This is a genomic window from Azonexus sp. MM2026_4 (genome assembly GCF_055901855.1).
The window spans coordinates 2348151-2369846 of the sequence record NZ_CM148380.1 but is presented as its reverse complement, the minus strand read 5'-3'; the positions used below and the strand labels follow the sequence as shown (position 1 = coordinate 2369846).

Annotated in this window: 23 protein-coding genes and 1 other RNA gene; 12 read left to right on the top strand and 12 right to left on the bottom strand. The window is 68.4% G+C overall.

Features of this window, described 5'->3' with window-relative positions; all coding sequences use genetic code 11:
- The first annotated feature begins 47 nt into the window (after positions 1–47).
- The 3 genes from AC0KWY_RS11180 to AC0KWY_RS11170 are packed head-to-tail and all read left to right on the top strand — an operon-like array spanning position 48 to position 3794.
- On the top strand, positions 48–959 hold the full coding sequence (locus AC0KWY_RS11180; RefSeq protein WP_474025572.1) for a TRAP transporter TatT component family protein: 912 nt from the start codon (positions 48–50) through the stop codon (positions 957–959).
- Between the two features lie 12 nt (positions 960–971).
- A complete protein-coding gene (locus AC0KWY_RS11175) occupies positions 972–1970 on the top strand; it encodes a TRAP transporter substrate-binding protein (protein ID WP_474025571.1) in 999 nt (332 codons plus the stop codon).
- A gap of 12 nt (positions 1971–1982) precedes the next feature.
- Entirely contained in the window at positions 1983–3794 is a 1812-nt protein-coding gene (locus AC0KWY_RS11170) for a TRAP transporter large permease subunit (protein ID WP_474025570.1), read from the top strand.
- Here the strand turns inward: AC0KWY_RS11170 and AC0KWY_RS11165 are convergent.
- The 6 genes from AC0KWY_RS11165 to AC0KWY_RS11140 form a co-directional block, all read right to left on the bottom strand.
- On the bottom strand, positions 3782–4969 hold the full coding sequence (locus tag AC0KWY_RS11165; RefSeq protein ID WP_474025569.1) for a class I SAM-dependent DNA methyltransferase: 1188 nt from the start codon (positions 4967–4969) through the stop codon (positions 3782–3784). The genes AC0KWY_RS11170 and AC0KWY_RS11165 overlap by 13 nt on opposite strands.
- Positions 4966–6666 (bottom strand): potassium channel family protein, encoded by a 1701-nt coding sequence (locus AC0KWY_RS11160; RefSeq protein WP_474025568.1) that lies wholly within the window; start codon positions 6664–6666, stop codon positions 4966–4968. The genes AC0KWY_RS11165 and AC0KWY_RS11160 overlap by 4 nt, the downstream gene beginning before the upstream one ends.
- Positions 6667–6679: 13 nt before the next feature.
- Positions 6680–7063 carry a DUF6394 family protein gene (locus AC0KWY_RS11155; RefSeq protein WP_416691540.1) on the bottom strand — a complete coding sequence of 128 codons (384 nt, stop codon included), beginning with the start codon at positions 7061–7063 and terminating at the stop codon, positions 6680–6682.
- Positions 7064–7100: 37 nt separating this feature from the next.
- The gene (locus AC0KWY_RS11150; RefSeq protein WP_474025567.1) at positions 7101–7763 is read right to left on the bottom strand and encodes a BON domain-containing protein; all 663 of its coding nucleotides are present in this window, start codon (positions 7761–7763) and stop codon (positions 7101–7103) included.
- Position 7764: 1 nt separating this feature from the next.
- Positions 7765–8355, bottom strand: a complete 591-nt coding sequence (locus tag AC0KWY_RS11145) for a phosphoheptose isomerase (RefSeq protein WP_474025566.1) — start codon at positions 8353–8355, stop codon at positions 7765–7767.
- A 64-nt stretch (positions 8356–8419) separates the two neighbouring features.
- Positions 8420–8782 (bottom strand): YraN family protein, encoded by a 363-nt coding sequence (locus tag AC0KWY_RS11140; protein WP_474025565.1) that lies wholly within the window; start codon positions 8780–8782, stop codon positions 8420–8422.
- A gap of 8 nt (positions 8783–8790) precedes the next feature.
- On the opposite strand from AC0KWY_RS11140, the gene rsmI reads away from it, so the two are divergent.
- The 5 genes from rsmI to AC0KWY_RS11115 all read left to right on the top strand — a co-directional run bounded on the left by rsmI (position 8791) and on the right by AC0KWY_RS11115 (position 13378).
- On the top strand, positions 8791–9636 hold the full coding sequence (rsmI, locus tag AC0KWY_RS11135; protein ID WP_474025564.1) for a 16S rRNA (cytidine(1402)-2'-O)-methyltransferase: 846 nt from the start codon (positions 8791–8793) through the stop codon (positions 9634–9636).
- Between the two features lie 93 nt (positions 9637–9729).
- Entirely contained in the window at positions 9730–10845 is a 1116-nt protein-coding gene (locus tag AC0KWY_RS11130; protein WP_474025563.1) for an MGDG synthase family glycosyltransferase, read from the top strand.
- A complete protein-coding gene (locus AC0KWY_RS11125) occupies positions 10842–11816 on the top strand; it encodes a phosphatase domain-containing protein (protein WP_474025562.1) in 975 nt (324 codons plus the stop codon). The genes AC0KWY_RS11130 and AC0KWY_RS11125 overlap by 4 nt, the downstream gene beginning before the upstream one ends.
- Positions 11817–11894: 78 nt before the next feature.
- Positions 11895–12926 (top strand): dihydroorotase, encoded by a 1032-nt coding sequence (pyrC, locus tag AC0KWY_RS11120; RefSeq protein WP_474025561.1) that lies wholly within the window; start codon positions 11895–11897, stop codon positions 12924–12926.
- An 11-nt stretch (positions 12927–12937) separates the two neighbouring features.
- Positions 12938–13378, top strand: coding sequence for a hypothetical protein (locus AC0KWY_RS11115; protein ID WP_474025560.1), 441 nt, complete (start codon positions 12938–12940; stop codon positions 13376–13378).
- Positions 13379–13396: 18 nt separating this feature from the next.
- Here AC0KWY_RS11115 and infA read toward each other — a convergent pair whose 3' ends face one another.
- The 3 genes from infA to leuA form a co-directional block, all read right to left on the bottom strand.
- Positions 13397–13663, bottom strand: a complete 267-nt coding sequence (gene infA / locus AC0KWY_RS11110) for a translation initiation factor IF-1 (protein ID WP_474025559.1) — start codon at positions 13661–13663, stop codon at positions 13397–13399.
- Positions 13664–13676: 13 nt separating this feature from the next.
- Positions 13677–14573 (bottom strand): transglutaminase-like domain-containing protein, encoded by an 897-nt coding sequence (locus AC0KWY_RS11105; protein ID WP_474025558.1) that lies wholly within the window; start codon positions 14571–14573, stop codon positions 13677–13679.
- A 316-nt stretch (positions 14574–14889) separates the two neighbouring features.
- The gene (leuA, locus tag AC0KWY_RS11100; protein ID WP_474025557.1) at positions 14890–16572 is read right to left on the bottom strand and encodes a 2-isopropylmalate synthase; all 1683 of its coding nucleotides are present in this window, start codon (positions 16570–16572) and stop codon (positions 14890–14892) included.
- A gap of 133 nt (positions 16573–16705) precedes the next feature.
- On the opposite strand from leuA, the gene AC0KWY_RS11095 reads away from it, so the two are divergent.
- From AC0KWY_RS11095 to rnpB, 3 genes are all read left to right on the top strand, one after another.
- A complete protein-coding gene (locus tag AC0KWY_RS11095) occupies positions 16706–17170 on the top strand; it encodes an Lrp/AsnC family transcriptional regulator (RefSeq protein ID WP_474029719.1) in 465 nt (154 codons plus the stop codon).
- Between the two features lie 27 nt (positions 17171–17197).
- The gene (locus AC0KWY_RS11090) at positions 17198–17404 is read left to right on the top strand and encodes a hypothetical protein (protein ID WP_474025556.1); all 207 of its coding nucleotides are present in this window, start codon (positions 17198–17200) and stop codon (positions 17402–17404) included.
- Positions 17405–17433: 29 nt separating this feature from the next.
- An RNA gene (gene rnpB, locus AC0KWY_RS11085) (RNase P RNA component class A) lies at positions 17434–17815 on the top strand.
- 14 nt (positions 17816–17829) lie between these two features.
- On the opposite strand, the gene AC0KWY_RS11080 is transcribed toward rnpB, so the two are convergent.
- Both AC0KWY_RS11080 and AC0KWY_RS11075 read right to left on the bottom strand, forming a co-directional pair.
- Positions 17830–19014: a vWA domain-containing protein gene (locus tag AC0KWY_RS11080; RefSeq protein WP_474025555.1), complete on the bottom strand. Its 1185-nt coding sequence runs from the start codon at positions 19012–19014 to the stop codon at positions 17830–17832.
- 7 nt (positions 19015–19021) lie between these two features.
- A complete protein-coding gene (locus tag AC0KWY_RS11075) occupies positions 19022–19867 on the bottom strand; it encodes an AAA family ATPase (protein ID WP_474025553.1) in 846 nt (281 codons plus the stop codon).
- A 64-nt stretch (positions 19868–19931) separates the two neighbouring features.
- Between AC0KWY_RS11075 and AC0KWY_RS11070 the strand changes: the two genes are divergently transcribed.
- Entirely contained in the window at positions 19932–21065 is a 1134-nt protein-coding gene (locus AC0KWY_RS11070; RefSeq protein ID WP_474025552.1) for a methyltransferase, read from the top strand.
- Positions 21066–21120: 55 nt separating this feature from the next.
- On the opposite strand, the gene ahpC is transcribed toward AC0KWY_RS11070, so the two are convergent.
- Positions 21121–21684 carry an alkyl hydroperoxide reductase subunit C gene (gene ahpC / locus AC0KWY_RS11065; RefSeq protein ID WP_474025551.1) on the bottom strand — a complete coding sequence of 188 codons (564 nt, stop codon included), beginning with the start codon at positions 21682–21684 and terminating at the stop codon, positions 21121–21123.
- Between the last annotated feature and the right edge of the window lie 12 nt (positions 21685–21696).

The window sequence follows — 21696 nt, the reverse complement described above, 5'->3', positions numbered from 1 at the left end:
GCTTCGGTCGTCACGGCGCCGTAACATCGTCCGGCTAGGCTGCCGCGATGACTTCCGCCGCCGCCTTGTTCCGGCCATTTTGCCGTCCTTCCCCCTGGTTCGTTTGCTGCCTGCTGCTGGCGCTGGCCGGCTGTTCGCCGCGGGCGCTGGTGGTTTCCAGCCTGGCCGACGAACTGGCCGGGCAGGCGCAGGGCGCCGAGGACGACCCGGAACTGGCGCGCGATGCGGCGCCCTTTTACCTGAAGCTGTCGGAGGCGGTGCTTGCCCGCCAGCCCGGCCATGCCGCGCTGGCGGAAAGCGTCGCGGCGCGGATGACCGAGTACGCCTACGCCTTCGTCGCCTGCGAGGCGGACCGCATCGAGGCGCAGGACAGCGCCGCCGCCGAGCGCCTGCGCCAGCGCGCCGCCCGGCTTTACCGGCGGGCGCGCGGTCACGCGCTGGCGGCGCTCGAACGGCGCCATCCTGGTTTTGTGCCGGCGCTCGCCGACCCCGCTGCGCTGCCTCGCCTGAGCGCTGCCGACGCCGGCCTCGCCTACTGGGCGGCCGCCGCCTGGGGAAGCTGGATCGCGCTGGCCAAGGACGACCCGGAAATCGTCGCCGACCTGCCGCTGGTCGTTCGACTCGCCGCACTGGCCGAGGCCGCCGACCCGGACTGGGGCGACGGCGCCATGAGCAGCCTGCGGGCGACGCTGGAGGCGGCCCGCCCCGGCGGCGACAAAGCGCTGGCGGCGCGCTGGTTCGACGCCGCGATCGCCCGCGCCGCCGGCCGCAGCGCCGGCGCCTATCTGGCCAAGGCCGAGAGCATCGCCCTGCCGGCCGGCGACCGCGCCGCCTTCGAATCCCTGCTGCGCCAGGCGCTCGCCGTGCGCGACGCGGCCGGCAGCCAACGTACCCTGCAGAACGAAGTGATGCGCCGGCGCGCCGCCTGGCTGCTGGAACGTTCGCCCGACCTTTTCTGACCCGGAGTCCCCATGCAGAAATTCCTCGTCCTCCTCGGCTTGCTGGCGCTCGCCCTGACCCCGTTGCGCGCCCAGGAACAGCAGTTGCGCATCGGCACGCTGGCGCCCAAGAACTCGCTCTACCACCGTCAGTTGATGACCCTCGGCGAAGCCTGGCGCACGGCGCAGGGCGGCGGCAAGTACCTGGTCTTCCCGGACGGCAGCCAGGGCGGCGAGACCGACATGGTGCGCCGCATGCGCATCGGCCAGTTGCAGGGCGGCCTGTTGTCGGTGGTCGGGCTGCGCGAGATCGAACCGTCGATCGCCGCGCTGCAGGCGATGCCGCTGATGTTCCGCAGCTGGGAGGAAGTCGATTACGTGCGCGAGAAAATGCGGCCGGCGATGGAGAAGAAGTTCCTCGACCAGGGCTTCGTCGTGCTCGCCTGGGGCGACGCCGGCTGGGTGCGCTTCTTCTCGAAGAAGCCGGCGCGCCACCCGGACGACTACAAGGCGATGAAGTTTTTCGCCTGGGGCGGCGAGGCCGAGCAGCAGGAAATCATGAAGCGGCTCGGCTACACGCCGGTGCCGCTGGAAACCGCCGACATCCTGCCGGCGATCCAGACCGGAATGATCGACGCCGTACCGTCCACGCCCTACTTCGCGCTGGCGACGCAGATCTACACCAGCGCGCCGAACATGCTCGACCTCAACTGGGCGCCCATCGTCGGCGCGCTGATCGTCACCAAAAAGGCGTGGGACGCGATGACTCCGGCCGCCCAGCAGGCGGTGCGCGAGGCCGGCTTCAAGGCCGGCGCCGAAATCCGCGCCCAGGCGCGCAAGGAAGTCGACGAGGCGGTGGCGGCGATGCAGAAGCGCGGGCTTGCGGTCAATGTGCCGGATGCCGCGCAGCGCCAGGCCTGGGAAGCGCTCGCCGCCCGCCTGCACCCGCAGATTCGTGGCAGCCTGGTGCCGGCGGCGACCTTCGACGAAGTGGTCGGTCACCTGAAAAATTACCGCGCCGGCCGCAAGTAAGTGATTGCTAACATGTTGCGGCGCGCCGAGGCCGGGCTGGCGGCCGGCGCGCTGGCCCTGATGCTGCTCCTGCCGCTGCTCGAGATCGTCCTGCGCCCGCTGTTCGGCGTCGGCGTCGCCAATGCGCCGGCCTTCGTGCAGCACACCGGGCTTGTCCTGGCCATGGCCGGGGCGCTGGTCGCCGAGCGCGGCGGCCATCTCAGTTCGCTCGGCGCCGGCTTCGCGGCCGCCGCCGATTTGCGTCTGCGCCGGGCCGCGCAAGCCTACGCGGCGCTCGCCGCGGGCCTCTTCTGCGGCATGCTGGCGCAGGCCAGCTGGACCTTCGTCGCCGCCGAGATGGCGGTGCCGCGCGCCATCGCCTACGGTGTTCCCGGCTGGTGGTTCATGGCGGCGCTGCCGGCCGGCTTCCTGCTGCTCGGCGTCCGTCTCGCCGGCCGCCTACCCGGTGCGGCGAGCTGGCGCTGGCTTGCCGCCGGGGCGCTGCCGGCGCTCGGCTGGTGGTTCGCCGGGCACTACGACGGCAGCGTATTGCCGTTGTGGCCGTTCGCCGGCGCCCTGCTGCTCCTGCTGCTGTGCGGCGCGCCGGTCTTCGCCGTGCTCGGCGGCCTGGCGCTGGCGCTGTTCTGGCGCGAGGGCCAGCCGCTGGCGGCGGTGCCGCTCAGCCATTACCAGATCACCGTCAATCCCTCGCTGCCGGCCTTGCCGCTGTTCACGCTGGCCGGCCTGGTGTTTGCTCGCACCGGTGCGGCGGCCCGCCTGGGGAGCTTGTTCACCGCGCTGTTCGGCGGCGGTGCGCGCGGCACGGCGATTGCCGCTGCCGTCCTCTGTTCCGGATTCACCGCGCTGACCGGCGGCAGCGGCGTCACCATCCTGGCCCTCGGCGGCCTGCTGCTGCCGCTGCTGGTCGGCGCCGGCTTCCCGGAGCGGCGCGGCATCGGCCTGGTGACCAGCGCCAGCGCGCTCGGCGTGCTGCTGGCGCCGTCGGTGCCGCTGATCATGTACGCGATCATCGCCCGCGTGCCGATCAACGCGATGTTCCTCGCCGGGCTGCTGCCGGCGCTGGTGATGGTGGTCTTCCTGCTGCTGGTCGGCGGTTTCCTGAAGCACGACGGGCTGGCGCCGGCGAGCGCGGTCGGTCGGGTCGATTTCGCCGCCGCCCGCCGTGCCGCCTGGGCGGCGAAATGGGAAATCCTGGCGCCGGTCGTCGCCGTCGGTTCGCTGGTCGGCGGCTGGGCGACGCCGACCGAGAGCGCCGCGCTGACCGCCGCCTACGCGCTGCTCACGCAGTCATTGCTGCTGCGCGAGATCGACGCGCGCGGCGTCGGGCGGGCGCTGGTCGAATGCGCGCAGGTGATCGGCGGCATCATGCTGATCCTCGGCATGGCGCTCGGCCTGACCAACTACCTGGTGGATGCCGGCATCCCCGACCGGGCGATCGACGGCGTGCAGGCCTTGCTGCCCGACAAATGGAGCTTCCTGATCGCCTTGAACCTGTTCCTGCTGCTGGCCGGGGCGCTGATGGAGATCTACGCGGCGATCGTCGTCCTGGTGCCGCTGCTGCTGCCGGTGGCGCTCGCCTACGGCATCGATCCGGTGCATTTCGGGATCATCTTCCTGGCCAACCTGGAGATGGGCTTCCTCTGCCCGCCGGCCGGCATGAACCTGTATTTCTCGGCGGCGATGTTCGGCAAGCCGGTGCGCGAGATCGCCGTCTCGGTGCTGCCGGCGGTGCTGGCGATCTTCCTCGGCGCGCTGACCCTGTCGCTGCTGCCCTTCCTGAGCACCGCCCTGCCGGACTGGCTGCTCGGCGTTCAGGCGAGATAGACGTAGAGCGCCGGGATCGGCGTTTCCTGGTCGTGGCGCAGGGTGTCGACGGCCAGTTCGCGGATCGTGAAGCCGTGCTGCGCGGCCAGCCGGCGCACGTAGTTCTCGCTGTGCCGGTAGCGCAGGCAGGGCTGCAGCGTGTAGTCGCCGCCATCGAGCAGTTGTTCGACGGTGAAGGCGAAGCAGCCGCCGGCCCGGAGCAGGCGGCGGACGGCGGCGAAGGCCGGGGCGAGGTCGCCGATGTAGCCGAAGACGTCGGCGGCGACGAAGAGGTCGGCCGGCGTCGTGCGGGCGGCGAGATAGGCGTTCAGCTCGTGGCGTTCGAGCTGGCGGTAGATGCCGCGAACCGCTGCCTGTTCGAGCATGGCGGCGGAAAGGTCGATGCCGTCGATGGCGTCGACCAGCGGCCGCAGCAGTTCGCCGCAGAGACCGGTGCCGCAGCCCAGGTTGACTGCCGCCGGGTAGCGCCGGCCGGCCTGCAGCAGCGGCTCGATCAGCCGGCGGTGGCCCTGGTAGTGTAGGCCGTCGACCAGGTGTTGCTGGAAGTCCGGCGCGTAGTCGTCGAACAGCGCCTGCACGTAGTGGCTGGGCGGCGTTGCCGGCTGGGCGTCGCCGCCGACGGCGGCCAGGTAATAGCGGTTGAGTTCGGGGTCGCCGCCGTGTTGCAGCGCGCGCCGGTAGGCGTCGGCGGCTTCCGGTAGCCGCCCGAGTTCGCGCAGCAGGCCGCCGCGCGTGCTCCACGCTTCGGCGTGGCCGGGGTCGAGGGCAAGGACGCGGTCGATCGCGGCAAGCGCCGCCGGCAGATTGCCGGCCCGGCCATGGCAGTGGCTGCAGACCAGCCACAGTTCCGGGCTGGCCGTCGCCGGCAGGCCGCTTTCCAGCGCCGCGGCGGCTGCCGTCCAGTGGCCGAGGGCTTCCTCGCAGAGGCCGAGCTGGACGCGCGCTTCGCGGTTGTCCGGCTCGCTGGCGGTGATTTCCAGCAGCAGTTCGCGGGCGGCGGCGAAATCGCGCAGCCGGAGCAGGGTCGCCGCCAGGTTGACCATCACCGACGGCCGCCCCGGCGCCAGCGCCAATGCGGCAACGAAGGCATCGCGGGCGGCAACGTCGTCGCCCGCCTCGAAAGCGGCGAGGCCGCGCTGGAAGTGGTCGCGGGCCTGGGTGAGGGGATCGTTCATGGCAGCGGTTTCTTGCGTGGGGTGAGGATGCGCCACAGCGCGCCGGACGGGCGGGTCTCGCCGTCCAGCACGTAGGCCAGTTCGTTCAGGTTCTGCAGCGCCAGTTCGAGGCGGCGGCGGGCGCCGAGGTGGCTGGCGAGGAGCAGGTGGTCGCCGGCGCTGAGCTCGAAGTCGTCGTCCGGCAGCAGGTGGATGCGGTCGCTGCGGTCGATCAGCAGGACGCTCAGGGGCAGGGCGCTGCTGCGATCGTTGGCGTCGCGCAGGATCTCGCCGAGACGGAAGGGGCGGCCGTGCATCAGCGCCTGGCGGGCGGCCGGCGCTTCGCTGGCGTTGAGGCGGACGCTCCACACGGTCGGCGTGCGGTCGCCGCCGATTTCCTGCAGGCGGCCGGCCAGGGCGCGGCACCAGGCTTCGTCGCGCTGGTCGAGGGCGGCGAGGAAGCGGCCGAGCAGCGGCGTGGTCAGGATGGCGATGCTTTCGTGGGCGACGATGTGGCTCGGCACCATCGCGAATTCCGGGCCGTAGGCCTGGAACAGCGCGTTGTTGGCGGCCTGGTTCTGGCGCGTGACGACGAACAGCGCTGGCTTCAACTCGCTGGCGGTGACGGCGATCGACAGGTTGTTCACGTCGTTGTCGCTGCCGGCGATGATGCCAACCGCCCGCTCGATGCCGGCGGCGCGCAGGATGGCGGCCTCGGTGCCGTCGCCGACGATGCGCTCGTCGCCGCCGGGAGCGGTGGGGTTGACGATGGTCAGGGTGAGCCCAGCCTGGCGCAGGCGGGCGGCGACCGCCTGGCCGAAGCGGCCGTAGCCGCAGACGATCCAGTGGCCGCGCGGCGGCCGGTGCGGTTGCGGCAGCGGCGAACCGGGCAGGCTGGTCAGCAGTTCGACGAGGCGGAAACGTTCGGGGGCGGTGATCGCCTGGCCGAGGTGGTCGGCGAAGCGTTCGAAGGGGTTGATGATGTGATCGGTGCCGAACGAGGCCATGTTGGCGGCGACCGAGGTGCTGCGGGCGCGGGCGATCACCGGCAGTTTGGGGGCGAGCAGGCGGACGGCGATGGCGATCGCCAGGTTGGTCAGTTCGTCGTTGGTCACCGCCAGCACGCCGCGGCATTTCGGGTGCTGCAGGCCGGCCAGCAGCAGGTTGTCGGGCAGGCTGGCGTCGGCGGCCAGGGCCGGGGTATCGGTCTTGAAGTCGAGGAGGTCGAGTTCCTCGACGCGCAGTTCGTCCTTTTCGAGGACGACGAAGGCCTGGCCGATGCGGTCGAAGCTGTGGCAGATCAGGCTGCCGGTCTCGCCGCAGCCGCAGACCAGGTAGAACGGCTCCTTGAGCCGGCGGACGCGGCGCATGAAGCGGTTGGCGGTCAGCGTGTTCTGGAAGCCCTTGTCCTGCAGCAGTGCGATCAGCGTCACCAGCGAATACGACCAGCCGACCACCGACAGGTAGATGCAGACGATGACCCAGAAGCGCTGGGCGTCGGAGAAGGCGTTCGGAATTTCGCCGAAGCCGATGGTGGTCGCCGTGTAGCTGATGAAGTAGAAGGCGTGGAAGAAGGACAGCGGCGGCGTCGGCCGGCCTTCGGCATCGACGCCGGGAACCAGCGTCAGGCCGACCACCGAGATCGCGTAGATGACGATCAGGACGATGATCGGCGCGCGCATGCGCCGCAGGACCAGGAAGAAGGTGCTGTTGCTCACCGTCGGCTCCGCGTCAGCGGCGCAGCATCACGGTTTCGACGATGAGCAGGATGACCGAGACGATGTTGGCGAACAGCGCGCCGCCGGACAGCGAGACGACGCTCGACGTGACCGAGGCGGTCATGCCCTCGCCGGTGACATGGACGGCGATGCCCCAGGTGACGGCGGCGGCGATCAACTGCAGGTCGGCGACCAGGCTGGTCGCCAGGTGGATGGCGCCGATCTGCGTGCGGTCGCCGAACTTGAGCGCGGTGGCGATCAGGCTGACGACCAGCGCTGCCGCCAGTTCATAGACGTGGTGCAGCTCGGGACGGTCGATGTCGCCGATGAAGAAACCGAAGTTGAGCGTCGCCGCGAGGACGATGAAGAAACCGAAAACGACTTTTTCGAGGTTCATGGTGTGGTCCGGTCGGCGGGGGGCGATCAGCCTGAGGTCAGCGGGTTTCCACCGGCGCCTGGCTGGCCGGCGGTGCCTTGCGGCTGCCCAGCGCCTGTTCGTCGAGGCGGCGGATGTCTTCGTCCGGCAGCACTTCGAGCAGGTTGATCACCTTGCGCACGCCGGCGGTGGTGCGGGCGACGGCGACGGCGACCTTGGCTTCACGATCGTTGACCAGGCCGAGCAGGTAGGTGGCGCCGTGCTCGGTGACGACCTTGACGTGATTGGCGGAAATCTGGTTGCTGTTGACCAGGCGGGCCTTGACCTTGGAGTCGATGAAGCTGTCGTTGCTGCGGTTGGCGAGCGACGCCTTGGCGCCGACCGTCAGCTCGTCGTAGACCTCGCGCACGCCTTCGAGCTTGCGCGCTTCGGCGACGACGGTGGCCTTGGCTTCGGCGTTGGGCACTTCGCCGGTGATCAGCAGGCGGCGGTTGTACGAGGTGAAGTTGATCCGCGAGACGCCCTTGATGTGCTCGGGGACTCGGCCGGCGGCGCGCCATTCGGTGGTTTCGTCGTCGGTCTGGGTGCCAGTGGTGCGACGGTCATGGATGCTCATCACGCCGACCGCGGCGCCGGTGGCGACGACGGCGGGAACGCAGCCTTGCAGCGCGGGCAGCGCCAGGGCGAGGGCAAGCAGGGAAAGGGGCAGGGCTTTTTTCATGTCATTCGACTCCGAGAAGCAGTGCGTCGATGCCGTCGCACAGGCAGTGGATGATCAGCAGGTGGGTTTCCTGGATGCGCGCGGTACGGTCGGCGGGCACGCAGAGGTGGATGTCATCGTCGCACAGAAGTTCGCCGATCTCGCCGCCGCCCTTGCCGGTCAGCGCGATGACGCGCATGTCGTGCTCGTGGGCGGCCTTGATCGCTTCGATCACGTTGCCGGAATTGCCCGAGGTCGAGATCGCCAGCAGCACGTCGCCGGCGTGGCCGAGGGCGCGCACCTGCTTGGCGAAGATGTGGGCGAAACCGTAGTCGTTGCCGACCGCGGTCAGGATCGAGCTGTCGGTGGACAGCGCGATCGCCGCCAGTTCCTGGCGCTCGGCCTCGAAACGGCCGACCAGTTCGGCGGCGAAGTGCTGGGCGTCGGCCGCCGAGCCGCCGTTGCCGCAGGCGAGGATCTTGCCGCCTTCGAGCAGGGCGCCGGTCAGCGTCTCGATGGCGGCGGCGATCGGCGCCGCCAGCGCATCGACGGCGTTGAGCTTGGTCTGGGCGCTGTCCTCGAAGTGCTGGGCGACGCGGGCAATCAAATCCATGGAGCGGCTTCTTTCAAGTGATCGGCTCATGATTTTACCTCAGCGTGCCGGTGGCGGCGTCGCCTCAATGGTCGCCGGCAAAGGCGTTGCGCAGCCAGCGCAGGTGACCGTCGTCGATCAGCACGCAGTCGAAGCGGCAGGCGCATTCGCCGTGGCGGGCCAGCCAGTGGCGGGCGGCGAGGACGATGCGACCCTGCTTGAAGGCGTCGATGCTGGCGCCGGCGTCGCCGAAATCGCTGCGGCTGCGGGCGCGCACCTCGACGAAGACGACGGTCGGCCCGTCCTGCATGACGAGGTCGATCTCGCCGCCGCGTACCCGGAAGTTGCGTTCGAGCAGGCGCAGGCCGCGCCCCGCCAGGTAGGCTGCTGCTTCGCTCTCGGCTTCGCGGCCGCGGGCGACGGTGGTATCGTTGGTTTTTGCCTGCATCGCCGAAAATGACAAACGAATTGATCGCGGCATTGTACGTCGTGCCGACGCCGCTGGGAAACCTCGGCGACCTGACGCGACGGGCCGAGGAAGTCCTGCGCGCCGTGCCCTGGGTCGCCTGCGAGGACACCCGGCACAGCGCGCCGCTGTTGAAGCAGTTGGGCGCCCGCGCCCGGACCCTGCCCGCGCACCAGCACAACGAACATGAAGCCGCCGCCCGCATCGTCGCCAAGTTGCAGGCCGGCGAGGCCGTCGCCCTGGTCTCGGATGCCGGCACGCCGGGCATTTCCGACCCCGGCGCGCGCATCGTCGCCGCCGTCCGCGCCGCCGGCTGCAAGGTCGTGCCGCTGCCCGGCGCCTGCGCGGCGACCACCGCGCTGTCCGCCGCCGGGCTGGCCGACGAGCATTTCCTGTTCTACGGTTTCCTGCCGAGCAAGGCCGGCCAGCGCCAGCAGGCGCTCGCGGCACTGGCCGGGCATCCTTACGCACTGGTCTTCTACGAGGCGCCGCACCGCGTTCTCGATAGCGTCGCCGAGATGGCCGCGGTGTTCGGCGAACGCACGCTGGTCGTCGCCCGCGAACTGACCAAGCTGTTCGAGAATGTCGACGCCCTGCCGCTCGCTGCCGCCCTCGACTGGTTCAAGGCCGATCCCAACCGGCAGCGCGGCGAGTTCGTGCTGATCGTCTCCGGCGCGCCGGCCGACGCTGCCAGCGGCGAAGGTGAGCGCGTACTGCGCCTGCTGCTCGACGAAGGCCTCGGCACCAAACAGGCGGCCAAGCTGGCGGCGGCGATCAGCGGCGAGGCGAAGAACGCCCTCTACGAGCGCGCGCTGGCGTTGAAGGCGGCGGACTGAGCGGCTTATTCCGGATGCATTGACAGGGCGCGCCGGCGACTGCCAGAATCGCCCGCTTTCCCGACCGTCGCCGGCTGCCCCGGCCAGAACCGCATGCGCATCCTCGTCCTCAGTGTGTCCGCCGGCGCCGGCCATGTCCGCGCCGCGCAATCGATCTGTGCCGCCGGCGCGGCGCTGCCGGGCCTGGAACTGACCCATCTCGACGTGCTCGACCTGGTTTCCGAGGGCTTCCGCAAGTTCTACGGCAGCGCCTATATCAAGCTGGTCGAGAAGGCGCCGCAGCTGTGGGCCTATCTTTACGAACGCACCGATCATCCGCCGGGCAGTTCCTGGCTGGACTCGGCGCGACGCCACGTCGAACGCCTCAACACGCGCCGCCTCGACGCGGAAATCGCCCGCATCGCGCCCGACGCCATCGTGTGCACGCATTTCCTGCCGGCCGAACTGTTGTCGCGGCGGATCGCCGGCGGCCAGCCGACGCCGCCGGTGTGGATCAACGTCACCGATTTCGACGTCCATGGCCTGTGGCTGCAGCCGCACATCGCCGGCTATTGCGTCGCCACCGAGGAAGTCGCCGTGCGTCTGGCCGCCCGTGGCATCCCGGAGCAGCAAATCCACGTCACCGGGATCGCCATCATGCCGCAGTTCGCCAACCCGCCGGCGCGGGCGACGGCGGCCGCCGAACTCGGCCTCGACCCGGCGCGCCCGACCCTGCTGATGATGTCCGGCGGCGCCGGCGTCGGCGGCATCGACCGCCTGGCCGAGCAGGCGGCGGTGGCTTTCCCCGCGCTGCAGATCGTCGCCCTGGCCGGACGCAACGAGGACTTGCTGCGCCGCCTCGGCGAAGTCGCCGCCCGTCATCCGGGGTGTGTTTACCCGCAGGGCTTCACCTCGACCATCGAGCGCGTGATGGCAGCGGCCGATCTGGCGATCACCAAGCCGGGCGGCCTGACCACTTCGGAATGCCTGGCCATGCAACTGCCGATGATCGTCGTCTCGCCGATTCCCGGCCAGGAGGAACGCAACGCCGACACCCTGCTGGAAGCCGGTTGCGCGTTGAAAGCGGTCGATACTGCGGCGCTGGTCTACAAGATCCGCCGCCTGCTCGACGATCCGGCGCGCCTTGCCCGCATGCGCGAATGCCAGGCCCAGCTGGCCCGTCCGCAGGCGGCGCGCACCATTGTCGACCTGGTGCGGGCGGCAGCGTGAAGCGCTGGGCGGTGCGGCTCGGGCGGTGCGCCCGGGCGTTTTCCGGAGTCGCCCTCCTGTCGTTGTCGTGCGCCCTGCCGGCGCTGGCCGGGGCGGACCGGATCAGCGTCTATCCGGCCTACGGCGACGGCGAGTCCGTGACCATCGAGGGACGCGTCGTCGAGCTGCGCGACGGCCCCTCGGCGGCCGCCGACGACAGCCGACTGCGCAATCTCTGGCGCAATTTCCGGCTGTGGATCAACGACGAGCGCAAGCAGGTGCCGGTTGACCTGACGGTCGGCGAGTTCTCGCTGCGCACGCGCACCGACGATGAAGGCTATTTCAGTCAGCGGGCAACGCTGCCGCTGCCGGCGGGCTGGCACGACATCGGCGCCAGCGGCAGGCACGGCGCCGGTCGCGGCCGCCTGCTGGTGGTGCCGCAGGCCAACCGGCTGGGGATGATTTCCGACCTCGACGACACCATCCTGATTTCCGAAGTGACCAGCAAGCCCCGTCTGCTGGCCAACAGTTTCCTGAAAAATCCAACGCAGCGGCAAGCGGTGCCCGGCATGGCCGCGCTCTATGCGCGGACGCTGGCCGCCAATCCGCAGCCGGAGAGCGCGCCGCTGTTCTACCTCTCGGCGTCGCCGCGGCAACTGCACGAGGCGATCGCCGACTTCATCGCCGCCAATGCTTTTCCGCCCGGCGTGCTGATCACCAAGCGGGTCACCGACGACGCCAGCAGCGATCCCCTGTTCGACCAGTTCGCCTACAAGACGCGGCAGATCGAGGCCATCCTGCAGCGCCTGCCCTGGGTACGCTTCATCCTGGTTGGCGACGACGGCGAGCGCGATCCGGAAATCTACGACTGGGTCCGCCGTCACCATCCCGAACGGGTTGCCGAAATCTGGATCCGCCGTGTCCGGGGAGACGGCGGGGCGCCGCTGCCGCCGGGGCAGAAGGCGTTGGCGCCGGTGCTGGCCGGGCGATAGACGGGACGGGCGGCGCAATCGGCCGCCGTCGCCGGTGCGCGGCGCTGCTAAAATTGCGCAAACCACCGAGAGAAGACCATGCAACTGACCCTCATCCGCCCCGACGACTGGCACCTCCACCTGCGCGACGGCGAAGCGCTCGCCGCCGTGCTGCCGCATACCGCCCGCCAGTTCGGTCGGGCCATCGTCATGCCCAACCTGAAGCCGCCGGTGACCACGGTCGAACTGGCCGCCGCCTACCGCGAGCGCATCCTCGCCGCGCTGCCGGCCGGCAGCGCGTTCGCGCCATTGATGACCTTGTACCTCACCGACAACACGCAGCCGGCCGAGATCGCCAAAGCGGCGGCATCCGGTTTCGTCAAGGCGGTCAAGCTCTACCCGGCCGGTGCGACGACCAATTCCGACGCCGGCCTGACCGCCATCGAGAAGGCCTACGATGTCCTCGCCGAGATGGAGCGCGTCGGCCTGCCGCTGCTGGTGCATGGCGAAGTCACCGATCCGGCGGTCGACCTGTTCGACCGCGAGAAGGTTTTCATCGATACCGTGCTGCTGCCGCTGACGCAGCGCTTCCCGCAACTCAAGGTGGTGATGGAGCACATCACGACCAAGGACGCCGCCGAGTTCGTCGCTTCGTCCGCCGCCAACGTCGCGGCGACGATCACCGCCCACCACCTGCTCTACAACCGCAACGCCATCTTCCAGGGCGGCGTGCGGCCGCACTGGTACTGCCTGCCGGTCCTGAAGCGCGAGACGCACCGCGAGGCGCTGGTGGAAGCAGCGATTTCCGGCAACCCGAAATTCTTCCTCGGCACCGATTCGGCGCCGCACGCCAAAGGCGCCAAGGAAGCCGCCTGCGGCTGCGCCGGCTGCTATACGGCCTACGCTGCCATCGAACTGTATGCCGAAGCCTTCGAACAGGCCGGTGCGCTCGACAAGCTGGAAGGGTTTGCCAGCTGCCACGGTCCGGACTGGTACGGCCTGCCGCGCAATGCCGACACGATCACGCTGGTCAAGGAGACATGGACGGTGCCGGCAAGCTATCCTTACATCAGTATCGACGACATCGTGCCGCTGCGGGCGGGCGAGTCGCTGACCTGGAAAATGCGCTGAGGAATCCGACCATGCGTCTGCGTGTCCTGCTGCTCGCCCTGTTCGCCACCCCCCTGTTGAGCGCCTGCGTCGACGATCGCGCCTCGTGGCAGATCGACGGCTCGCGCGAACACACGCTGACGCTGGTGCGCGAGCAGCCGGTGTTCTGGGACAAGAAGGTCAATCTCTACCTGGTGGTTTCCCGGATGCCGGCCTGTACCCGCCGCCATGGTCTGGGGGTGGGGACCGACAAGTCGCGGGTGACCATCTACCAGGTGCCGTCCGGCGCCTTCATCGTCCAGGTCGGCAAGCGCCTGTACGCGACCGAGTCGCAGACCTGCGAGAGCTGGGCGCGGCTGGAAGAGGAACCGGCGGACGGACTGGGCGAAATGCGCGGCGCCTTCCGCGTGCGCAACGGCGAACTCGCCTTCGTCGCCGAGAAGCCGGGGGCGGCCGGCGACGAGGAAGAGTAGCGGGAAGCGCGGCGCGGCTTAGTGCCGGCGGCGGGGCGGCGGCGGGGCGCTGCCGCCGCTGCGGGTTTCCAGGTGGCGGAAGGTGATCCGGCCCTTGGTCAGGTCGTAGGGCGAGAGTTCGAGGCTGACCTTGTCGCCGAGCAGGATGCGGATGTGGTGCTTCTTCATCTTGCCGGCGGTGTAGGCGACCATCTGGTGCCCGTTTTCCAGGGTGACGCGGAAGCGCCCGTCGGGTAGTACGTCTTCGACAACACCTTGCATTTCAAGTAGTTCTTCCTTGGCCAAGCGGTATTCTCCTTCAATGGGTTGCGCAGCCGGGCTGCGTTGCGGCCGGGGTATCGGTCGACAGGGCTTGTGGACAGCGGTGCGGGATTTCCCATGACTGCCCGGGTTCGGTGAGGGCGCTGATCGAGATCAGCGGCGGCGGCGAGCTGACGCTGCCGAAAATCGTCGCGTAGGAAACGTCGGCCGCGTCGCGGCCGGTGCCGATACGGACGAAGCCCATCGGAATCGCGGTGCCCGAGGGGTCGAAGATGTACCAGCGCTGGTCGAGGAAAACCTCGACGTAGGCGTGGAAGTCGGTCGGCCCGAGCGCCGGGTCGGCGCCGTAGTCGATGCCGGTGGTGAAGCGCGCCGGGATGCTCAGGGCGCGGCAGATGGCGATCATCAGGTGGGCGAAGTCGCGGCAGACGCCGACGCGCTCGGTCAGCGTATCGACCGCCGAGGTGGTCGAGCTGCTGGTCGCCGAGCGGAAGGCGACGTGGCGGTTGACCCACTGGCAGATCGCTTCGACCCGGCGATAGCCCTTCGGCAGATGGCCGAATTCGCTCATCGCCAGCATCGCCAGGCGGTCGGACTGGCAGTAGCGGCTCGGGTAGATGTAGGTCAGCGTCGATAGCGGCAACTGGCTGATCGGGGTTTCCGGGATGCGGTCGGGGTCGCCGAGGTGCTGGTCGATGTCGAGCGTCGCCCGGTAGGCGACGTGCAGCGAGCCGCTGGCGACATGCAGGCGCAGGAAGCGGGCGGCGGTGTGCGGCTCGGTTTCGATCGCCGGCACGAGTTGCGGCGCGAGCTGCAGGCTTTCGCTGACGATGCGCTGGCTGGCGGTGTGGGCGGCGTGGATGTTGAAGACGAAATCGGCGCCGGGAGAGTTCAGGGTGTAGTCGAGGTCGATCGCAAACTGTATGCGAACCATGCAATTCCAGGATGTGCAGCGCGCCGTGCTGGCCGTTTCAGGCTGCGCGGACGGGCGGTGGGACGGCGCTTTGCAACGGGGAAATGGGCGATTCGGCTTGCCGTGGCTTCACGTGGCGAAGCGGGCAGGGGGACGGCATTTACGCGGGCAGAACGATGACGATGCGGCCAGGCGGTCGCAAGGAAAGCCACATCTTACGCCGCTGCCGGCGCGCTGACAAGGAAAGTCCCGGAAATTCAGGCGCTTGCCATGTTACTGGCAAGCGCCTGCCTGGGTTGGGGGCGTGTTTGCTAGCGGCGGCTAGGCGGGGTAAGCCTCAGGCGGCGGCGTCGAGGGCGCTGACGCCGAGGCGGTTGATGCCGCCGATCAGAGCCTTGATCGAGGCGGTGACGATGTTGCTGTCGATGCCGACGCCGTAGCGTTCGCCACGGCCACTGGCCGCCATCTCGATGAAGGCGACGGCGCGGGCGTTGCCGTCTTCGCCCATCGGCACCATCGAACGCTCCTCGTAGCTGCGCACCTGGGCCTGGATGCCGGCGCCCTGCAAGGCGTGCATGGCCGCGTTGATCGGGCCGTTGCCTTCGCCGGTCAGGATGTGCGGCGTGCCGCCGATGTCCACCGTGAGGCGGATGCCCTGCTGGCTGCCGTGTTCGAACAGGTGGTGTTCGCGGTAGCGGAGCGGGGTTTCGGCGTCGAGGTATTCGCCGGCGAAGAGGTGCCAGAGGTGCGCGGCGTTGACCTCGCCGCCGTGCGTGTCGGTGTGCTTCTGGACGACGCCGGAGAACTCGACCTGGAGGCGGCGCGGCATGACGACGCCGTGCTCGGTCTCCATCAGGTAGGCGATGCCGCCCTTGCCCGACTGGCTGTTGACGCGGATCACCGAGTCGTAGGAACGGCCGACGTCGGCCGGGTCGATCGGGAGATAGGGCACTGACCAAGTCTCATCCGCCTTTTGAGCGGCAAACCCCTTCTTGATGGCGTCCTGGTGGGAGCCGGAGAAGGCCGTGAAAACGAGATCCCCGACGTATGGGTGGCGTGGGTGGATCGGGAGCTGGGTACAGTGTTCGAAAGTGCGGGCGACGGCGTTGATGTCGGAAAAGTCGAGTTGCGGATCGATGCCCTGGGTATGCATGTTGAGCGCAAGGGTCACGAGATCGACGTTGCCGGTGCGCTCGCCGTTGCCGAAGAGGCAGCCCTCGACGCGGTCGGCGCCGGCCATCAGGCCGAGTTCGGCGGCGGCGACGGCGGTGCCGCGGTCGTTGTGCGGATGGAGGCTGATGATCACGCTGTCGCGGCGTTCGAGGTTGCGGTGCATCCACTCGATCTGGTCGGCGTAGATGTTCGGCGTGGCAATCTCGACCGTGGTCGGCAAGTTGAGGATGACCTTGTTGTCCGGCGTCGCGCCCCAGGCGGCGGTGACCTCGTCGCAGACTTCTTTGGCGAAGTCGAGTTCGGTGGCGGTGAACAATTCCGGGCTGTATTCGAGGGTGATCTTCGTCTCCGGCATCTGCTCGGCGAGCGACTTGATCAACTTGACCGCATCGACCGCCATGTTCACCACTTCGGCCTTGCTCATGCCGAAGACGAAGTCGCGGAAGCTCGGGCAGGTCGCGTTATAAACGTGCACGATGGCCTGCTTGGCACCTTTGAGCGATTCAAAGGTGCGCCGGATGAGGTGCTCGCGCGCCTGGGTGAGGACTTCGATGGTGACGTCGTCGGGGATGTGCTTGCCCTCGATCAATTCGCGGACGAAGCCGAATTCGGTCTCCGACGCCGACGGGAAGGCGATCTCGATCTGCTTGAAGCCGATCCGGCAGAGCGTCTTGAACATCTGCATCTTCTTGTCGGCGTTCATCGGCTCGAAGAGGGCCTGGTTGCCGTCGCGCAAATCGGTGCTCATCCAGACCGGCGCCTGCTCGATGACGCGGCTCGGCCACTGGCGGTCGCTAAGGCCGACTGGCGGGAAAGGCATGTACTTGGGGGTTCTGGCTTGCGACATTTGGGTGGCTCCGGAAATCTTTTGCGATGGCGAAATCTTACGCAATAGCGCGCGGCAGGTGCTTGCGTTCTATGGCATGATTCCGGTTGAAATTGGCAGGAAATTGCGCAAAGGAGTGGTTGTGAGCAATGGGATTCAAATGGACCGCTACGATCGGCAGATTCTCGCCGTGTTGCAGCAGGATGGGCGGATCAGCAACCAGGATCTCGCCGACCGCATCGGCCTCTCGCCGTCGCCCTGTCTGCGTCGCGTGCGGGCGCTCGAAGAGGCCGGCATCATCGCCGGCTACCGCGCCCAGCTCGATGCGAAAAAGCTGGGGCTGAGCCTGATGGCGCTGATCGGCATCTCGATGGACCAGCACACGCCGGAGCGCTTCGCCAACCTGGAAGCGGCGATCGGTGGCATTCCGGAAGTGCTCGAATGCCTGCTGATCACCGGCCAGCAGTCCGACTACCAGTTGAAAGTGGTGGTGCGCGACATGGATGCCTACCAGGACCTGCTGCTCAACAAGATCACGCGCATCCCGGGAGTGACCGGCGTGCACACCAGTTTCGTGCTGCGCAAGGTGGTCGATCGCGGCGCCCTGCCGGTCGATTGAGCTTGTTTGCGGGCTCATGATATTCTCATGACCTGCCCATTCTTCCTGTCGCCGGCCATGAAAAAGACTACCGATTCCGAACGTCGCCGCCTTGATCGCCGGCGCTCCCCCGTCACCCCGCCGCCCTTCCGGACCAGCTCCGGCCTCGTGCTGGCCGAGCGCCGGGCGCGGGTCGACCGGCGCAATACCTGGGTGCGCGACATCGTCGTCGAAACCGACGGCGAAACCAGCTGAGCGCCGATCCCACGTATAATCCGCCGCGGAAAGTCGGCCAGGCAATCGCTGGACACGCAAGTGTCGGGAGGAAAGTCCGGGCTCCATTGGGCAGGATGCCAGCTAACGGCTGGGTGCTATAAGTCGCAAGACCCAAGGCAACGGAAAGTGCAACAGAGAACAGACCGCCGATGGCGTCGCAAGACGCACAGGTAAGGGTGAAACGGCGAGGTAAGAGCTCACCGCGCTGACGGTAACGTTCAGTGGCTTGGTAAACCCCATCCGGAGCAAGACCAAATAGGGAAGCTGAGGCGTGGCCCGCGCTGCTTCCGGGTAGGTTGCTTGAGCCTGTCGGTGACGGCAGGCCTAGAGGAATGATTGCCGAACCTCGCAAGAGGGGAACAGAACCCGGCTTATCGGCCGGCTTTCCACCAGATTCTTTCGTTTCAGCCGCGCGCGCTGGCCAACCGGCGCATCGCCCGCTCCAGCCCGTCGAGGGTGAGCGGGAACATGCGTTCGTCGCCGATCTGGCGGCGGATGGCGGCAATCGACGGGGTGTATTGCCAGTAATTCTCGCCCACCGGGTTGAGCCAGGCGACGCGCGGCCAGGCGGCGACCAGACGCTGCAGCCAGACGGCGCCGCTTTCCTCGTTCCAGTGTTCGACGCTGCCGCCAGGATGATCCACCTCGTAGGGGCTCATCGTCGCGTCGCCGACGAAGATCAGCGTGTAGTCGCGGCCGTAGGTGTGGATCAGGTCGAGCGTGGACAGGCGTTGGTCGTGGCGGCGCCGGTTGTCGCGCCAGACGTGCTCGTAGACGCAGTTGTGGAAATAGAAGTGTTCGAGGTGCTTGAATTCGGCGCGAGCGGCCGAGAACAGTTCCTCGCAGACCTGGATGTGGTCGTCCATCGAGCCGCCGACGTCGAGGAAGAGCAGCACCTTGACCGCATTGTGGCGTTCCGGCCGCAGGTGCAGGTCGAGCCAGCCGCCGTTGCGGGCGGTGCCGGCGATGGTGCCGTCGAGGTCGAGTTCGTTCGCCGCGCCCTGGCGGGCGAAGCGGCGCAGCCGGCGCAGGGCGACCTTGATGTTGCGCGTGCCGAGTTCGACCTGGTCGTCGAGGTTGCGGTAGGCGCGCTGTTCCCAGACCTTGATCGCCGTCCGGTTGCCGGCAGAGTCGCCACCGATGCGCACGCCGGCCGGGTTGTAGCCGCCATGGCCGAAGGGCGAGGTGCCGCCGGTGCCGATCCACTTGTTGCCGCCGGCGTGGCGTTCCTTCTGCTCGGCGAGGCGCTCGCGCAGGCGCTCGAAGATCTTCTCGTAACTCAGTTGTTCGAGCTTTTTCCGTTCTTCTTCGGAAAGGTGGCGTTGCGCCGCCAGGCGCAACCAGTCCTCGGGGATCTCGGCGTCCAGCCCGGGGAGTTGCTCGATGCCCTTGAAGTATTCGCCGAAAGCGCGGTCGAAGCGGTCGTAATGGCTCTCGTCCTTGACCAGCAATGTGCGTGCGAGCAGGTAGAAGTCGTCGATGTTCGGCCCGACCAGGCGCGCCTGCAGCGCTTCGAGCAGGGCCAGCAGTTCCTGCGTCGACACCGGAATCTGCCGGGTCTTCAGGTGCAGGAAGAAGTCGACCAACATCGCGGTTTCAGGGGGCCTTGCGCCGGGCCATGAAGGCGAGCCGCTCGAACAGGTGGATGTCCTGCTCGTTCTTCAGCAGCGCGCCGTGCAGCGGCGGGATCGCATCCTTCGCGTCCTTGGCGCGCAGCGCTTCGGGCGGGATGTCCTCGGCCAGCAGCAGCTTGAGCCAGTCGATCAGTTCGCTGGTCGATGGCTTCTTCTTCAGGCCGGGTACGTCGCGCAGCTCGAAGAAGACTTCCAGCGCCTCGCGCAGCAGTTCCTGCTTGAGGGTCGGAAAATGCACGGCGACGATGCGCTGCATCGTCTCGCGGTCGGGGAACTTGATGTAGTGGAAGAAGCAGCGGCGCAGGAAGGCGTCGGGCAGTTCCTTCTCGTTGTTCGAGGTGATGACGATCAGCGGCCGGTGGCGGGCGCGGATCGTCTTCTGCAGCTCGTAGCAGTGGAACTCCATGCGGTCGAGCTCGCGCAGCAGGTCGTTGGGGAATTCGATGTCGGCCTTGTCGATCTCGTCGATCAGCACCACCGACGGCGTCGCGCACTCGAAGGCCTGCCACAGCACGCCGGGGACGATGTAGTGGGCGATGTCGGCGACGCGCGGGTCGCCCAGCTGCGAGTCGCGCAGGCGCGAGACGGCGTCGTATTCGTAAAGGCCCTGCTGCGCCTTGGTGGTCGACTTGATGTGCCACTGGAACAGCGGCAGGCCGAGCGCGCCGGCCACTTCCTCGGCGAGCAGGGTCTTGCCGGTGCCCGGCTCGCCCTTGATCAGCAGCGGCCGCTGCAGGGCGATGGCGGCATTGACGGCGAGGGTCAGGTCGCGCGGGGCGACGTAGGTGTCGGTGCCTGAGAAACGCATGGTCGGGGTCCGGCGGGTTGGGGTGGAAGGATTGTAAGGGCAAGCGGCTGGCCTACAATGCGCCATGTCCGAAATCAGCCCGCCCCGAATCTCCTGGTCCGATGCCGGCCGGCCGCGCAGCGCGCGCTGGCGTTCCGAAGCCGGCCTGCCGCCGCCGGCTGCGGTCGATGTGGTCGACGAGTCGCTCGCCGCCGATCTCGCCTGGTCCCGCCTGCTGGCCGGCGAAACCCTGCTCTGGCGCGGCGACTGGCCGAGCGCCCGGCGCCTGTTGCAGGCGCTGACGCAGCGCGCCGAGCGGCAATTCCGCTGCCAGCCGGCGGCGTCGCCGTTGGCAACCTTCGCTCGCCATCGTGCGACGCAGGGCCAGCGTGCCGCGCTGCTCGCCCGCCTGCTGGTGCCGCTCGGTCCCGATTACAAGCTGCCGCTGCGCCGCGCCCAGGACGTGCGCGATGCTTGTCGCGAAGCCTGGGGCAAGCCGGACGGCAGCAACAGCGTGGTGGCGCTGCGCGAACTGCTGGCCGTGGTCAGCGCCCACGAATGGCGCAAGAAGGGCGTCCCGGTGGCGGCGGTAGGCGGCAGCATCCACCCGCATTACGGCGTCTTCTCGCCGGTACGCGGCGAGTACGTCGACCTGGTCGCGCAGGCGCCATTGCCGGCGGGCTGCGCACTGGCCTTCGACATCGGTACCGGTTCCGGGGTGCTGGCTGCGGTGCTCGCCCGACGCGGGCTGCAGGTTGTCGCCACCGACTTGGCGCCGCGGGCGCTGGCCTGTGCTGCGGAAAACATCGAAAGACTCGGCTTGGGCGAACAGGTACGCATCGTCGAAGCCGACCTCTTTCCCGACGGGCGGGCGCCGCTCATCGTCTGCAATCCGCCCTGGCTGCCGGGGCAGCCGACCTCGCCGGTCGAATATGCGGTCTACGACCCGGAGTCGCGCATGCTGCGCGGTTTCCTGGGCGGCCTGGCCGAACACCTGAGCCCGGGCGGCGAGGGCTGGCTGATCATGTCCGATCTGGCCGAACATCTCGGGCTGCGCGCGCCCGGCGAACTTGCCGGCTGGATCGCCAGTGCCGGCCTGCGCGTCGCCGCTCGCCTCGACACCCGGCCGCGGCACGGCAAGGCGCAGGATCGCGACGATCCGCTGCACGCGGCGCGGGCCGCCGAGGTGACGTCATTGTGGCGCCTGGTCGCCCAATGAAAAAAGACGGCCGGGCTGGCGCCGGGCCGTCTTTATTTACTGCAGGAAGCGGAATTTAGATCTTGCCGACCAGGTCGAGCGACGGCTTCAGCGTCGCGGCGCCTTCCGTCCACTTGGCCGGGCAGACTTCGCCCGGGTGCGAGGCGACGTACTGGGCGGCCTTGACCTTGCGCAGCAGTTCGGACGCGTCACGGCCGATGCCCAGGTCGTGGATTTCGGCGACCTTGATCTCGCCTTCCGGATTGACGACGAAGGTGCCGCGCAGCGCCAGGCCTTCGGATTCGATCATGACGTCGAAGTTACGGGTGACGGTACCGGTCGGATCGCCGAGCATCACGTACTGGATCTTGCGGATCGTGTCGGAAGCGTCGGCCCAGGCCTTGTGCGTGAAGTGGGTGTCGGTGGACACCGAATAGACTTCGACGCCGAGCTTCTGGAATTCAGGATAAACGTCGGCCATGTCGCCGAGTTCGGTCGGGCAGACGAAGGTGAAGTCGGCCGGGTAGAAGAAGAAGATCGACCACTTGCCCTTGAGGTCGGCGTCGGAAACGGTGATGAACTTGCCGTTCTGGTAGGCCTGAACGGTGAAGGGCTTGATCTTGGTATTGATGATGGACACGGGGTTCTCCTT

Coding starts and splice junctions, on each gene's coding strand:
- AC0KWY_RS11170 (WP_474025570.1), top strand. CDS start 1,983: ATGTTGCGGCGCGCCGAGGCCGGGCTGGCGGCCGGCGCGCTGGCCCTG.
- AC0KWY_RS11145 (WP_474025566.1), bottom strand. CDS start 8,355: ATGGATTTGATTGCCCGCGTCGCCCAGCACTTCGAGGACAGCGCCCAG.
- AC0KWY_RS11115 (WP_474025560.1), top strand. CDS start 12,938: ATGCGTCTGCGTGTCCTGCTGCTCGCCCTGTTCGCCACCCCCCTGTTG.
- AC0KWY_RS11155 (WP_416691540.1), bottom strand. CDS start 7,063: ATGAACCTCGAAAAAGTCGTTTTCGGTTTCTTCATCGTCCTCGCGGCG.
- AC0KWY_RS11150 (WP_474025567.1), bottom strand. CDS start 7,763: ATGAAAAAAGCCCTGCCCCTTTCCCTGCTTGCCCTCGCCCTGGCGCTG.
- AC0KWY_RS11075 (WP_474025553.1), bottom strand. CDS start 19,867: ATGCGTTTCTCAGGCACCGACACCTACGTCGCCCCGCGCGACCTGACC.
- AC0KWY_RS11140 (WP_474025565.1), bottom strand. CDS start 8,782: ATGCAGGCAAAAACCAACGATACCACCGTCGCCCGCGGCCGCGAAGCC.
- AC0KWY_RS11180 (WP_474025572.1), top strand. CDS start 48: ATGACTTCCGCCGCCGCCTTGTTCCGGCCATTTTGCCGTCCTTCCCCC.
- rsmI (WP_474025564.1), top strand. CDS start 8,791: ATGACAAACGAATTGATCGCGGCATTGTACGTCGTGCCGACGCCGCTG.
- AC0KWY_RS11165 (WP_474025569.1), bottom strand. CDS start 4,969: ATGAACGATCCCCTCACCCAGGCCCGCGACCACTTCCAGCGCGGCCTC.
- leuA (WP_474025557.1), bottom strand. CDS start 16,572: ATGTCGCAAGCCAGAACCCCCAAGTACATGCCTTTCCCGCCAGTCGGC.
- AC0KWY_RS11175 (WP_474025571.1), top strand. CDS start 972: ATGCAGAAATTCCTCGTCCTCCTCGGCTTGCTGGCGCTCGCCCTGACC.
- AC0KWY_RS11070 (WP_474025552.1), top strand. CDS start 19,932: ATGTCCGAAATCAGCCCGCCCCGAATCTCCTGGTCCGATGCCGGCCGG.
- AC0KWY_RS11090 (WP_474025556.1), top strand. CDS start 17,198: ATGACCTGCCCATTCTTCCTGTCGCCGGCCATGAAAAAGACTACCGAT.
- AC0KWY_RS11080 (WP_474025555.1), bottom strand. CDS start 19,014: ATGTTGGTCGACTTCTTCCTGCACCTGAAGACCCGGCAGATTCCGGTG.
- AC0KWY_RS11130 (WP_474025563.1), top strand. CDS start 9,730: ATGCGCATCCTCGTCCTCAGTGTGTCCGCCGGCGCCGGCCATGTCCGC.
- AC0KWY_RS11105 (WP_474025558.1), bottom strand. CDS start 14,573: ATGGTTCGCATACAGTTTGCGATCGACCTCGACTACACCCTGAACTCT.
- pyrC (WP_474025561.1), top strand. CDS start 11,895: ATGCAACTGACCCTCATCCGCCCCGACGACTGGCACCTCCACCTGCGC.